This window comes from Streptomyces sp. NPDC050388, assembly GCF_040655635.1.
Lineage (GTDB): Bacteria > Actinomycetota > Actinomycetes > Streptomycetales > Streptomycetaceae > Streptomyces.
The window spans coordinates 18,043-29,646 of the sequence record NZ_JBFAKH010000085.1 but is presented as its reverse complement, the minus strand read 5'-3'; the positions used below and the strand labels follow the sequence as shown (position 1 = coordinate 29,646).

General features: G+C 69.6%; 15 protein-coding genes. 10 read left to right on the top strand and 5 right to left on the bottom strand.

Annotated elements, in window-relative coordinates; all coding sequences use genetic code 11:
* The 6 genes from AB0I73_RS33375 to AB0I73_RS33350 all read left to right on the top strand — a co-directional run.
* A partial coding sequence (locus AB0I73_RS33375; protein ID WP_363043738.1) for a hypothetical protein occupies positions 1–195 on the top strand: 195 nt, incomplete at its 5' end.
* Between the two features lie 24 nt (positions 196–219).
* Positions 220–414 (top strand): hypothetical protein, encoded by a 195-nt coding sequence (locus AB0I73_RS33370; protein WP_363043736.1) that lies wholly within the window; start codon positions 220–222, stop codon positions 412–414.
* Positions 414–896, top strand: coding sequence for a hypothetical protein (locus AB0I73_RS33365; RefSeq protein WP_363043734.1), 483 nt, complete (start codon positions 414–416; stop codon positions 894–896). The genes AB0I73_RS33370 and AB0I73_RS33365 overlap by 1 nt, the downstream gene beginning before the upstream one ends.
* Positions 893–1,078, top strand: a complete 186-nt coding sequence (locus AB0I73_RS33360; RefSeq protein WP_363043732.1) for a hypothetical protein — start codon at positions 893–895, stop codon at positions 1,076–1,078. The genes AB0I73_RS33365 and AB0I73_RS33360 overlap by 4 nt, the downstream gene beginning before the upstream one ends.
* Before the next feature lie 89 nt (positions 1,079–1,167).
* Positions 1,168–1,605, top strand: a complete 438-nt coding sequence (locus AB0I73_RS33355) for an RNase adapter RapZ (RefSeq protein WP_363043730.1) — start codon at positions 1,168–1,170, stop codon at positions 1,603–1,605.
* Positions 1,602–2,279, top strand: coding sequence for a hypothetical protein (locus AB0I73_RS33350; RefSeq protein ID WP_363043728.1), 678 nt, complete (start codon positions 1,602–1,604; stop codon positions 2,277–2,279). Before AB0I73_RS33355 ends, AB0I73_RS33350 begins: the two co-directional genes overlap by 4 nt.
* Before the next feature lie 152 nt (positions 2,280–2,431).
* On the opposite strand, the gene AB0I73_RS33345 is transcribed toward AB0I73_RS33350, so the two are convergent.
* Together AB0I73_RS33345 and AB0I73_RS33340 are read right to left on the bottom strand one after the other, a co-directional pair.
* Positions 2,432–3,352: a hypothetical protein gene (locus AB0I73_RS33345; RefSeq protein ID WP_363043726.1), complete on the bottom strand. Its 921-nt coding sequence runs from the start codon at positions 3,350–3,352 to the stop codon at positions 2,432–2,434.
* Entirely contained in the window at positions 3,349–4,149 is an 801-nt protein-coding gene (locus AB0I73_RS33340) for a ParA family protein (protein WP_363043724.1), read from the bottom strand. The genes AB0I73_RS33345 and AB0I73_RS33340 overlap by 4 nt, the downstream gene beginning before the upstream one ends.
* 574 nt (positions 4,150–4,723) lie before the next feature.
* On the opposite strand from AB0I73_RS33340, the gene mobF reads away from it, so the two are divergent.
* Together mobF and AB0I73_RS33330 are read left to right on the top strand one after the other, a co-directional pair.
* Complete coding sequence (gene mobF / locus AB0I73_RS33335; RefSeq protein WP_363043722.1) at positions 4,724–6,532, top strand: MobF family relaxase; 1,809 nt, start codon at positions 4,724–4,726, stop codon at positions 6,530–6,532.
* Complete coding sequence (locus tag AB0I73_RS33330) at positions 6,529–6,876, top strand: hypothetical protein (protein WP_363043720.1); 348 nt, start codon at positions 6,529–6,531, stop codon at positions 6,874–6,876. Before mobF ends, AB0I73_RS33330 begins: the two co-directional genes overlap by 4 nt.
* 179 nt (positions 6,877–7,055) lie before the next feature.
* On the opposite strand, the gene AB0I73_RS33325 is transcribed toward AB0I73_RS33330, so the two are convergent.
* Both AB0I73_RS33325 and AB0I73_RS33320 read right to left on the bottom strand, forming a co-directional pair.
* Positions 7,056–7,901, bottom strand: a complete 846-nt coding sequence (locus tag AB0I73_RS33325) for a hypothetical protein (protein ID WP_363043718.1) — start codon at positions 7,899–7,901, stop codon at positions 7,056–7,058.
* Between the two features lie 626 nt (positions 7,902–8,527).
* The gene (locus AB0I73_RS33320; RefSeq protein ID WP_363043716.1) at positions 8,528–8,995 is read right to left on the bottom strand and encodes a hypothetical protein; all 468 of its coding nucleotides are present in this window, start codon (positions 8,993–8,995) and stop codon (positions 8,528–8,530) included.
* Between the two features lie 262 nt (positions 8,996–9,257).
* On the opposite strand from AB0I73_RS33320, the gene AB0I73_RS33315 reads away from it, so the two are divergent.
* Positions 9,258–9,725 carry a hypothetical protein gene (locus AB0I73_RS33315; protein ID WP_363043714.1) on the top strand — a complete coding sequence of 156 codons (468 nt, stop codon included), beginning with the start codon at positions 9,258–9,260 and terminating at the stop codon, positions 9,723–9,725.
* Between the two features lie 121 nt (positions 9,726–9,846).
* Positions 9,847–10,902 carry a replication-relaxation family protein gene (locus tag AB0I73_RS33310; RefSeq protein WP_363043712.1) on the top strand — a complete coding sequence of 352 codons (1,056 nt, stop codon included), beginning with the start codon at positions 9,847–9,849 and terminating at the stop codon, positions 10,900–10,902.
* Between the two features lie 86 nt (positions 10,903–10,988).
* Here the strand turns inward: AB0I73_RS33310 and AB0I73_RS33305 are convergent, their stop codons facing one another.
* On the bottom strand, positions 10,989–11,576 hold the full coding sequence (locus AB0I73_RS33305) for a hypothetical protein (protein WP_363043710.1): 588 nt from the start codon (positions 11,574–11,576) through the stop codon (positions 10,989–10,991).
* Positions 11,577–11,604: the final 28 nt, after the last annotated feature.

Genomic DNA, 11,604 nt, shown 5'->3' with positions numbered 1-11,604 from the left:
CTCAACTGGCGCCACTACAAGCACTTCGGCCCGCCCGCACCGTGCGTGCTGTGCGGCACCACCACCCCGCTGAGGTCCCACGCCAAAGAGCCCGTTCACAAGGTCTGCGCGGAGCTCTGGAACGCGGCACACCCCGGCGAGACGCGGTTCGTCTCCGACCTGCCCAAGGGCGGCGGGACGACCGACCACGCCTGACCTCTCCCTCCACCTGGAGGCCCCATGAGCAGCACCCAGCCCGACGTCGACCGCACCCTCGCCTACCCGGAGCCGCCGGCCTCGCCGCTCTGGCACCGCCGCGGCCCAAAGGCCCGGCCGCTCACCCCCGCCCAGCAGCGCCGCAACCGCGAGCTCCTCGACCTTGCGCAGCGCTCCCCCCGACCCCGCTCCCCCAAGACCCTGGCGGAGGCCCGCTGATGAACCCCCAGACGCACCTGGCCATAGACGGCTACGTCGACGCAATCCCGGCCCCCGGCACCGGCTGGGGCACCGCCCGCTTCGACCTGATCCACTCCCCCGCCGACGCGGACCGGATCGCCCCCGACGCCCCGGACACCGTGTACGCCTGCACCACCGGAGACCCGCGCATCGCCGACGTACTGCTGCGCGAGATCCAGCCCGGCGACCTCGTGCGCGTCACCGGCACCGTCGTTCAGCCCGACGACCTCGAGGCCCCTGCCCACTTCACCGTCGACGGCCTGGAGGTCCTCGAGGCCGCACCGGCCCCCGTGCTCTACGACCTCGTGCTGGAGCGGTTCGGCATCTATGTCGCCGTGTTCGACGCCGACCGCGACGCCGTGCCGGTGTTCACCGCCTCCGGTCGCTGGGTCGGCGAGGCCGCCAGCCCCGATGCGATCGGCGACTTGATCGAAGCCCACGAGAACGGCGGCACGCGATGACGACGGCCCTTCCCGCGCAGCGCACCGTCCTGGCGCGGTTCCCCGCCGGCCACCCCCGCGGCTCCTGGCCCGCCGACGAATACGCCGCCGCCCAGCGCGCCCAAGGCACGACGGACGCCCGGGTCGTGATGGACCTGGCGAGCGACCAGTTCCTCGTGGTCACCAACACCACCACCCAGTAGCAGCACCCCGCAGCGCCGCGCCCGGCCCTTCCCGGTTGGGCGCGGCGCTGCCCGTGTGCCCGCTCCTCACCGTCGAGCAGGAGGCTCCCTTGCCCCCGATCCGCCTGATCTCGTTCGGCTACCTGCACCTGCCCACCGGTCCGGACGGTTCCCCCGTCCCGCCCGCCGCCGACCGGATCGAAGACGTCCGCGACCGGCTCCGCGACCCGGCCGCCGCCCGCGACATCCTCGACCTGGACGGCCTCCGCCCCCGCGCCCAAGACGTAGTCCTCAACACCCCCGGCGCCCGCGAACTGCTCGCCAACCTCGCCGACTACGCGGCCCTTCCCGCCGGTCCCCGCCGTATCGCCATCGGCTGTGCAGGAGGTCGCCATCGTGCCAGCGGCCTTACGGAACTCCTTGCCCGAGCAATCCGGGACCGCGGCCGCGAGGTCGAAGTGGAGCACCTGCACGTCCATCTGCCGCGAGTCCTTAAGACGCCCACCGACCCTCGCACCGCCAACACCGAGCAGGAGACCGCCCGATGACCCGTCGCATGTTTCGACGCTGCGGCCACGCGCCCGGCGCCCTCACCCGAGAGGATCAGGCTGCCGTCGACGAATTTCGCACGCACCTCGACGCCATCGCCACCCTCCGCAACCCGGAGCCCTGGACGCCCGGCCGCTACCAAGACGTCGCCGTGAGGGTCGGGCCGTTCATCGAGCGCGCCCACATCCGTCCCGGTGACGACCACGGGCCCGACATCATTGCCGTGGCCCTGCAACACCCGGCCGGCCAGCACATGCCCTACGGCGAGCGCTACCGGAAGCTGGGCTGGCTGCGCTGCGAGACGGACAAGATCCTCGGTATGTGGGATCCGGCCTACGCACCGCTCACCCACGCCGCGGCGGGCCTGGACCTCCCGGCCGACGTCGGTATGGAACCGGCGCACTACGCCATCTACGTGGAGGCCTGGAAGCCCGACGGCAAGGGCTACACCCTGCTGCGCCTCGGCCCGTACACCCAGGCCCGGCACGCGTCCCAGGACGCCGACCTGCTCACTGCCTCACTGGAAGGACGGGAGACCACCGCCGTACCCGGCTACAGGGTGTCCGCGCGGCCCGCCCCGTTCAACGTCAGCGGCCACCAGCTGTTCACCGAACCGTACGAGGCCGACATCCTCGCGCTCCTGGCCGACGTGGTCGAAGGGGTGAGCGCGTGATCACCAAGACGTGGGCGGCCTGACACGCACGACCGAACACGGCAAAGGCCCGCACCTCCCACGCGTTCACGCGCGGGAGGTGCGGGCCTTTTTCTGTTTCAGGGCCGTCGCGATCGCCTAGGGGTCAGAAATTTCTGACCCCTGCTCCCAACTCAGCTGGTGGCGGCTTTGGTCTGCTCCGAGGCTGCGGCAACGGCACGCTTGGCGGCGGCCAGCCTCTTCGTGACTCGCTGCATCTCGGTCTCCAAGCGCTCCAGGTGCTCGCGCGTCACGGCCGGGTCGTCTTCCAGGGCGGCCTGGACCGCAGCAGGGGCCAGCGGCGAGTAGACACGTTCCTTGAGTGAGGTGGCTGCTCGCTCCAAGGACGTGATCGCTCCGGGCGCCGATGGCGCTGCCGGGGGGTCAGAAATTTCTGACCTCGGCTCCTGTGCAGGAATCGAAGGTGTAGTCAGGTTCTTTGCGATCGAGGCAAGCAGCGAGGCGGTAGGCCGCTTCTTGCCCTGCTCCGCTGCCTGAGCCAAGCCCTGGGTCATGACGACCTGAGCGGTCTCCAGGCCCTGGCTGGTGATCACCTCCGCCATGACCTTGCGGGCCGACGCCCGGGTCAGGTGCTGCGCGAGATCGGGCCCCAACTCACTGATCGCCCGGATACGCGCTGCGTCCTGCAACAGCTCGAACACATACTTCGGCTCGACGTCGAGCACGCCCGCAGCCCACACCGAGAAATTAGTATGGCCGGCCACCAGGTGCAGCTCGCGCTCCTGGGCGACCTCCAGCAGCACCGCCTTGTTCAGGACGGTGAAGTCCTCGGCACGCTTGCCCGCGAGGTCGATCTCGTGCAGGCGCTCGGTGACGTAGGCCAACTGCTCCTCAAGAGTGCCGACGATGTCGTCAGCGCTGAGAACCCGGCCATGAGCGAAGACGCTGGGCTCCTGACCATCGACCGTGCCCTGCTTCACGGCGTCTGACGCCGCGCGCTTCTGCAGCTCAGCCGGAACCGCCGGGTCGACAGCCGAATCCGCAGCCTTCTTCAGGCGGTTGGTACCTGCCGCGATCAGCCTGTTGCCGCTCACGCTTCCACTCCTGATGCCATGAGAATCCGGTCGTACGCGTCAGTGAGCACCTGCGCCTCTCGGCCCGGCGCATCGGTGATCGGCACGCACGCAAACCGCGTCTGCTGGCGCACCGAGTGGCGAGGGATCACCAGGTCGTCCCGGTAGAGGGAGCCGTAGGTGTCTGCCAGGTACGCCCCTATGGCGTCCTTCAGCGTGCTGCGGCCGCCCGGCACTATCGACGGGATGATCCCCACCACCCTCAGGTCCGGGTTCATGCCCAGATCCTTGACGAGCTTGATCGTGCTCAGGGCTTCTGCTGCGCCGATACGGCCGTCCTCATCCAGGGTTGCCGGGATGAGCACGTCGGTGGCTGCCACGAGAGCAGACGTCACCAGCTTTCCGCCAGCCCGGGGCGGCAGGTCCAGAATGCCGACCTTGTCGGGCCCGACTACGCCCTTCAGCCCCAGCCGTAGCCGGAACTCAAGACCGACAGCCATGTTGTCGGTCTCCCGGTTGGCGAGAGCCCGTTCCGCGGCGATGACCTGCACGCCGGACCAGGCCTTCCCAGCTTCAGCGAACGCATCTGCGGCCAGGCCAGTCTCTCCCTGTGGGTCCAGCGCCAGCAGGTCGTTCATGGAGAAGGCCGGCGCTTCATCGGCAGAAATGCCCAGCTCTGCCGTGAAGGTTCCTCGCGGATCCAGATCTCCCGCAATGACACTGAGCTTCCGCTTTCGCGCGGCCGCAACTAGGCCTGCGGACAGGGCGCTTTTGCCCACGCCGCCCTTCTCGCTGTACACAGCCAGCACTCTGCTCATGTCAGAACCTTCAGTCGATGCGCCCAACTCATGGGGGGAAGACTATCGATAGGAAGCCCGGCATCCAGGACCGACCGACGGCGGACAACACGAACGAGCACTCACGGCAGAGACTCCGCCCACGCCGTTGTCAGCTACGAGACACCAAGCCGCTCCCAACGTTGTCGACTTGGCTCGTGAGTGATCAGCTGACGATGAGCGCAGCATTCGCACGACGTCGTCAGGCATCGCCATAGACGGCTCGCATCACCTCCGTCCACTGTTCGGACCGGGCCGCCTGGCAGCCAGGGCAGCGGAGTCCGGTGACGCGCTCAGCCGTGGGGAAGTCGGACTGTGCGGAGTGGACTTGGTACACGTCCACGAGCAGCGGCGTGCGGCAGAGAGGGCAGGGCTTTCCATACCTAGTGATTGTCATGGGCGGGACTGTGCACACATCGACGGCCTACCGTCTCGGGCTGCCGCGGCGGCCCGCCTGGCGGGCGCTCCAGTAAAGGCTTGGTGATGGCCTCCCGCCCGACGGGAAGGACTTCGAATCGCGCTTTTGTGCAGGTCAGCGGCGGGGTTCCATGGCCCGATGATCAGCATGTCGGAGGTTCGCCCAGGGAACGGGTGGCGCTATCTCTTCCGCGGCGTGATGGTCGGCGACGGCCACCGCCCGGCGGGCGCGCCGCTGCGCGCCGCCCAGGACGAAGCCGGTGTCCCGCCCGGCGTCTGGAAGGGCCGGGGACTGGCCGCGGTCGGCCTCGCGGCTGGAGATGTGGTGACCGAGCGGCAGGCCGAACTGCTCCTGGGGGAAGGCCGGCACCCGGACGCCGACCGGATCGAACGTGAGCGTCTGGCGGAGGGCAAGAGCCCGGCGCAGGCCCGGCGGGCGACCGTGCTGGGCAGGCCCATCGAGCACAACCGCTCGCCCAAGACCGACAAGGCCAAGGAGCGGACGCCCTGGCTGGGCATGGACCTGGTGTTCCGGCCCCCGCCGACGGCACACATCGCGTGGGCGTTCGGGGATGACGAGACCCGCCTGGTGTTGGAGCTGTGCCAGGACATCTCCCGGGACAAGGCGCTGGCGTGGATGGAGGATGCGGTTGCGGAGATCCGCTGGAAAGGCGGCGGTAAGCATCGCGCCCGGGTCAAAGACGGGCTGATCGTCGCGGTCTTCCGGCACTACGAGTCGCGAGCTGCGGAGTCGAAGCCACTCCTTCACGATCATGCGGTGGTGTCGATCCGCGCCCGGCGGCCGGACGGGACGTGGGGGAATTTGTCGGCGGACTCAATGCTGGCCCACATCGTCGCGGCCGACACCCTCTACACCCTGTACTTCATGGAGGAGGTGTCCGCCCGGCTCGGGTGGGTGTGGGAGCCGCGCGAGGTGACGCCCGGCCGCCGGCCGGTCATGGAGATCGCGGACATCGACCAGCGGCTCATCGGCTGGCAGTCGACCCGCCGCCAGCAGATCGAGGACGCGCTGCCCGTCCTCACCGCCAAGTACGAAGAACGGCAGGGGCACCCGCCGGGGGAGCGAGCCGCCTACGCGCTGGCCTGCCAGGCCGCCGACCAGACACGCCCGCCCAAGCGCACGGTGCTGCTGTCGCTGACCGAGCTGCGCAAGCGATGGCGCGACTCAGCGATCCGGGCCTACGGCGCCGACGTCATCGACCGGCTGGCGGAGCGGGCGCGGGCGGCGGCCGCGGCGGTGTGGGCGCGGGTCCGGCCGGTGGTTGACATAGCCCTGGCGGCCGTCGACGTCGTCGCCGTGGTGTACGTGATGCGCGGCGCGTTCAAGCGCCACCATCTGCTCGCCGAAGCCCGCCGCCACCTCTCCTACGTCCTGCGCGGCTGGCCCCACCAGGTGGGCCTGGACGAACAGATCGTGCAGGCGGTCGTCGACGACTACACCCGCCCGGCCGGCCGACGGATGATGACCGCCGACCTGCGCGCCCTGTACCCCCGCGACACCGAGGACCAGGCCGTGCTGCGCCCGCTGACCCGCAAACGGACCGCCTCGCCGTACGAGCGGGCCCGCCTCGCCGCCGACGCGCTGAGGGTCCGGGCCCAGGCCGTGCGTCGCGCGGAGCGCCTGGGCTCCCGCACCCGGCCGCGCACTGTCGCCGTGCCCGCAGCCTCGAGGTCGCGCCCGCGGCCGTTCCACACCGGCCGGGAGGCCAGCCGCGCTCCGGAGCAGACGACCGACGTCGACACGGTGGAGCAGACCCGCCGGACGCTCGCCGAGGCCGCCCTCGCCAGGGTCCGGGAAGGCGCCCGGGAGCGTGCTCTCGCCCTTGGCCCCCGACCGCAGCTCGCCCCGGCGACGGCCCCGCCGCCGCACACCCAGCAGCCCGGCACCCAGCACACGCCGGGCCGGACCACAGGAGGAGTCGCGTGAGCACCCCGGAAGAACAGCCCAGCCCTGAGGAAGCCCTTGCTTGCGCCCGCGCCGCCGCGAAGAAGATGGCTGCCGCGCTCGATGAGGACCAGGAGCGAGAGCCCGATGAGCCGCTGGGGTGGCAGCCGGTCTGGAAGCGGCCCCGGAAGTCGAAGTCGAAGGCGGCGAAGAAGGCAGAGCTGCGCAAGCAGCGGCGGCGGCTCCAGGACGCTGGACGTCGCCGGTTCGTCGCCGGGCAGTCGCGCAGGCCCCGGTCCCGGCAGAACCGGATCGGCAACGCGGCCGCGCGCCGCGACGCGCGTGCTCTGTCCCGGGTGCGGCACTCCACCGCCTGGCTGTGGTGACGATGCCGGACATCGTCTACTGAGTGGAGGCCACCGAGTGGTGATGAGGCTCTCTGAATTTCCCCACCCGTGCTCGGGCCGTTACTCAGACATGCCCTTGTTCCCCACCCAGTTACAGGCTGATGCCCGGAGCTTGGCGCCGTACCCCTACCACCCGGTCGACGGCCCTTACTCAGGGGTTAGTCGCGCTGCGCGTGCAGACGCCAGGCTTCGACCCGCTCCCACTGAACGGTGCTACCAGGCACGCCAGCCTGGACCCGCACCGCGTCCAGGCCGATCGTCTCGATCACCCTGCGCATGATCTCCTGTCCCTTACCCATGGAAGGGTCCACCCAGTACGGCGAGATCCCGTACTCACCAATCATGTCCGGGTCCATGTAGGGCTCCAGGTCCAGGACGCCATGGGCGGCCCGGTACCAGTGGTCGACGTCCACGTAAGGGTCACCGCCGTATTCCACCGTCGTCATCGCAGCCCAGACCATCCAGCCGGGCCGAGCGGCCAGCTCTCGCGCCACCGACCACTCAAGCCGTCCTTCGTGCTTGCCGTCGGGTAGGCCGTTGGCGAGCAAAAGCAGCCGCTCGCGCCCGTTCCAGGCGAGCATCAGAACCACGGGGGTCAGGTCCTCCACATACCCGGACCCGACATCGTCGGGGTCCCAGGCCACCACAGTCGCGGCCTCGGCTTCCAGCACCATCCGCCATAGTTCGGCCGCCGACTTTTGGGCCAGAGATACTGTCTCGGTGTAGCCACCCTGGGGCATCTGGGCTTGGGGCAGGAATCGAGCCAGGCCCTCGGACTCCAGCTGGCTCTTGACCCGGCTCTCGATCGCCGAGGCCGAGGCGTGGTCCGGCATCAGTACGGCCCGGTAGACATCCCAGCCCTTCGCCAGGTGACCGGATATCCGGCCGGCCCGGGCCATGCCCTTCCCAACCTTCGCGGCCCGAAGGCGCCGGTGCACCATGACGTAGACGTAGGTCGGCTCGGTCAGGACGATGGACCCGCGTCTGCGGGGCTCGGGTATCACTCGGAGGTCTCCTTGCACGGGCTCCGCGCTGCGGGCGCCAGGGTGGTCGACGCGGCAAGGTTACGGACAGCGTTGAGAGAGGAGACGTAGCCGCCCCACGCCAAAGCGCTGCGACGCCCCCGAAGGATCATTGTCGCCGCTATGACCGTACCGATGCCTCAAGGCCGGATCAGGCGGCCCTGCGGCGCTGGTTGAGCCCGCAAGCTTTTCAAGAAGTCTCATCAGTGGAGCCCACCCGATGGACTCCACTGGGTGGAGCCACTGAGTGGAGCCCACCGGGTGGAGCCCATCCGATGGGCCCCACCAGAGTGGACGCCACCGAGTGGATTCCACTCTGGTGCGCACCACCCGACGATGCCCGGCACTCTCGCGCGCACTCGGTGCACCGCACCCGATGTTCCGCACCGCACCGGTGCGCGCACCGTCGACCGACCCCTTGACCAGGTCGGCCTGGCGCGCGTCGGCCCCCTTGACCAGGTGCACCGCCCGGCACGTTTCTCCTTGCCACAGCACGTTCGGGCTGGCGGTCAGGCCGGGGTCAAGGGGGTGTGTGATAGAGGGACCGCCCGCCGCTGAGACGCACCTGGTGCGGTGCGGTGGTGCGCATCCGATGCGTGCGGTGCGCACTACGCGATGGTCAGGCGCACTGGGTGCGCATCGGCCGGTGCGGGGTGCGCATCGAGGGCCTGGCCCACGCCGATGGCCTCCAGCTGGCGCAGGACGTCGGCGACGTCCTCGTGGTCCTCGGTGAGGATCTCCTTCGCGAAGCCGATGATGGCTTCAGCGATGCCCTTCGCCGTGCTGGGGCAGGACTGCTCCCAGGTGCGCAGGGTGGTGACGAAGACGCGTCCGAGGGCTTCCAGGGCGAAGGTGTCCTCGCACGGTTCGCCTGCGTCCCGGTCAGGCAGCGCGGTGACCGAGACGATGATCCGCTCGGCGACGTCGACGAGCAGTTCGGGCATCCGGGGCTCGGCGCTGGCGAACTCGCAGGCGGCTTCGACGTCGCCGGCCTGGATGGCCCGGAGGTAGGCGAAGGCGCTGATGGCCGCGTCCGGGGTCATCGGAGCGAGCGGCACGGTGGGCTTCTGGAACATGGACGGCTCCTCACGTACGGGCCGCCCCGCTGATCGCGGCGGCCTCGGAACCGATGCTCGGTACGCGGGCCTGTGGACAGAGTCCGCGCACCGACGGTGAGTGGACTCGCCTGGCTGGCGCTCGCGTTGCTTCCTTGTCCAGGTCCGCTACCTGCGACATTCCGCCCATTCCGGCAGGGAGAAATCTCCGTCCCGCGACACTGCGCGACGGCTCGGGGAAAAGCCGCTGCCGACTGGGGCGTGCCGCTGGGAGACTGCGGGGATGACCACGCAGCGGCTGCCGTTCCCGGTCCCGGACGAACGCGCCCACCTCTTTGTCGACAGCTACGCCGACATGCACGACCTCGTTGAGGACCTGGTCGTGCCCGCCGGCGCGCCCGAGGCCGCGGCGACCGTCCTGCGGACGGCCCGCGAGCTGCTGCGCCAGTCGTACTACTGCTACGAGTTCTCCACCGTGGCGGTCATGCACTCCCTGATCGCGGTGGAGATCGTGTTGCGCGACCGCATCCCGGACGCGGGCACCAAGCCGCTGTTCCAGCTCATCAAGCAGGGTGCCGACGCGGGCGTCCTGACGACCCGGCAGGCGGAGCACCTCGACTACGGCCGGAAGATCCGCAACGGCATGGCGCACGGCCAGACCACGCACGCGGCGATGCCGCCGGCCATGGCGGCGGAGATGGTGACGACCTCGTTCGCGATCGTCTCCGAGCTCTGCGCCGCGCCCGCCTGACGATCACGGATCGGTAACGGCGCTCAGAGGAACGTCACACCGTCGACTTTCACCACACCTCTAGCAGGTGACGGGGGGACTCCATCCGGACCCCCGCGCCACCTGCGTGAGGAGCCTGATCATGACGTACACCAGCAGCGCCCGACAGCCCGAACCGGAACCGCGCCTGACCCGGTCAAGGGGTGCTGAAAGCCCTCCGGGCGGCCCGGAAAGAAGTGCCGTGAACGGTGCCGCGAACGATTCCAACGTCGTGCCCATCACCGCAGCTCACACCGACCGACAAGGGTCCTCCCGCCACGCTGACACCTCTCTCCCCTCCCCTGAGACGTCGACGAAGGAGAAGAAGCCCACTCCGGCCAGGAAGGTACGAGCCGATGCGCTGCGGATGCTGGGGTGCGTGCGGATAGCCACGGTGCGGCAGATGGCACAGGTGAGCACGGCGGAGGATGCCGACGGCCGGTCGTACGTGCGCAGGGCGATGAAGAAGCTGGCGGAACTGGGACTGGCGGAGACGAACGGCAAGGACGGAAGGCACCCGATCTGGAACCTGACCCCGGCGGGACAGAAGGCGCTGGCCGAAGGCAACGAGCTGCCTCCCCGCCCGAAGGCCGGCACCGGGGCGAAGGCCGTGAAGGCCGGGTTCGGTCCGCACGGCGTCGCGGTGACGGACATGATCCTCGCCTACGGCGGCCGCAAGCACCTGACCGACTGGCAGGTGGAGGTCAACCACGCCATCAAGGAGACCGGCCTGAGCTTCAACACCGACGCCGTCCTCGCCCTGCCGACCAAGACCAGCGAGGTGCGCCTCTTCGAGCTCGACAACGGCACCATGTCCCAGGCCCGCCTCGCCAAGGAGGTCTGGGACTACGAGCACTACGCCGGACACCGCGTCTGGGAAGGCGCCCGCGGCACGATCGGCGGAACGTACCCGTTCTGGCAGCGCCACCGCTACACCCGCTCCCAGACCTTCCCGCGGCTGCACGTCGTCCTGGCGGGCAAGGAGGAGCACCTGCTCGACAACCGCCTCCAGGCGCTCGCCGCCGACGTGAAGGGCATCACCGTCGCGGTCTGGGTGAACACCCTGCCCCGGCTCCAGCGCGGCGAGCCCTGGTACGAGATCGGCGTCGACGACCCGGACCGGCGCCGCCGGCGCTACCCCGAGCCCCTCGGCCGCTGAACGCAGCAGCCCCTAGTAAGCGACCCGCCGGAGACAAGCTACTTCCGGCGGGTGTGCCGCCCGCATGCAAAACAGCGCACCGGTGGTCACAGACGCTTCGAGGATGCGGGCGGCACACCCAATTCCGGGTCGCCGGGTTCACCGAAGAAGCGGGCGTCCCACGCGATCAGCTTGTCTCGCAGGCGGGCGAACTCACCAGCCAGCTCCCAGACGTCCTCGCTGGACACCAGGCCGATCTCCGGGCGGTTGAGCCCCTTCGTTCCCTTGACGGTCCGCCACCCATAGACCTCGTGGTCGTACACCCAGCAGCTGTGGATGTAGCGGTTGCGTTCCTCGAAGCTGGCGGTGCACAGATCCAGGTCGTGCAGCAACGCGGAGCGCGCCTGGGGAGGCACCCGATCTTCGGGGATCGTGGCCAACCGGGCCTTGGCTTTGTCGATGAAGTGCGAGACGGGGACGCTGGGCTTGTCCGTGTAGGGCCGCTCGACGCCACCGAGGTGAGCGTAGAGGCCGTACAAGATGTACTCGGTCTCGGCAGCGCGCTGCACGAGCACGCCCAGACCAAGGGTCAGAGCTGCTTGCTCTTCGCTCATCCCTTCCAGCAGTTCGGCTGTGCCGGGAGCAATCTGCGGCGTCCTGGGCTCCGGGGCGTCGGCGGGATGCGGGATGGTCATGTGAGATCTCTCGGCGCTGTTGATCGGT

Excerpts from the sequence above, each read along its gene's own strand:
- AB0I73_RS33305 (WP_363043710.1), bottom strand. The coding sequence starts at position 11,576 with ATGACCATCCCGCATCCCGCCGACGCCCCGGAGCCCAGGACGCCGCAG.
- AB0I73_RS33310 (WP_363043712.1), top strand. The coding sequence starts at position 9,847 with ATGACGTACACCAGCAGCGCCCGACAGCCCGAACCGGAACCGCGCCTG.
- AB0I73_RS33365 (WP_363043734.1), top strand. The coding sequence starts at position 414 with ATGAACCCCCAGACGCACCTGGCCATAGACGGCTACGTCGACGCAATC.
- AB0I73_RS33370 (WP_363043736.1), top strand. The coding sequence starts at position 220 with ATGAGCAGCACCCAGCCCGACGTCGACCGCACCCTCGCCTACCCGGAG.
- mobF (WP_363043722.1), top strand. The coding sequence starts at position 4,724 with ATGATCAGCATGTCGGAGGTTCGCCCAGGGAACGGGTGGCGCTATCTC.
- AB0I73_RS33350 (WP_363043728.1), top strand. The coding sequence starts at position 1,602 with ATGACCCGTCGCATGTTTCGACGCTGCGGCCACGCGCCCGGCGCCCTC.
- AB0I73_RS33340 (WP_363043724.1), bottom strand. The coding sequence starts at position 4,149 with ATGAGCAGAGTGCTGGCTGTGTACAGCGAGAAGGGCGGCGTGGGCAAA.
- AB0I73_RS33320 (WP_363043716.1), bottom strand. The coding sequence starts at position 8,995 with ATGTTCCAGAAGCCCACCGTGCCGCTCGCTCCGATGACCCCGGACGCG.
- AB0I73_RS33360 (WP_363043732.1), top strand. The coding sequence starts at position 893 with ATGACGACGGCCCTTCCCGCGCAGCGCACCGTCCTGGCGCGGTTCCCC.
- AB0I73_RS33315 (WP_363043714.1), top strand. The coding sequence starts at position 9,258 with ATGACCACGCAGCGGCTGCCGTTCCCGGTCCCGGACGAACGCGCCCAC.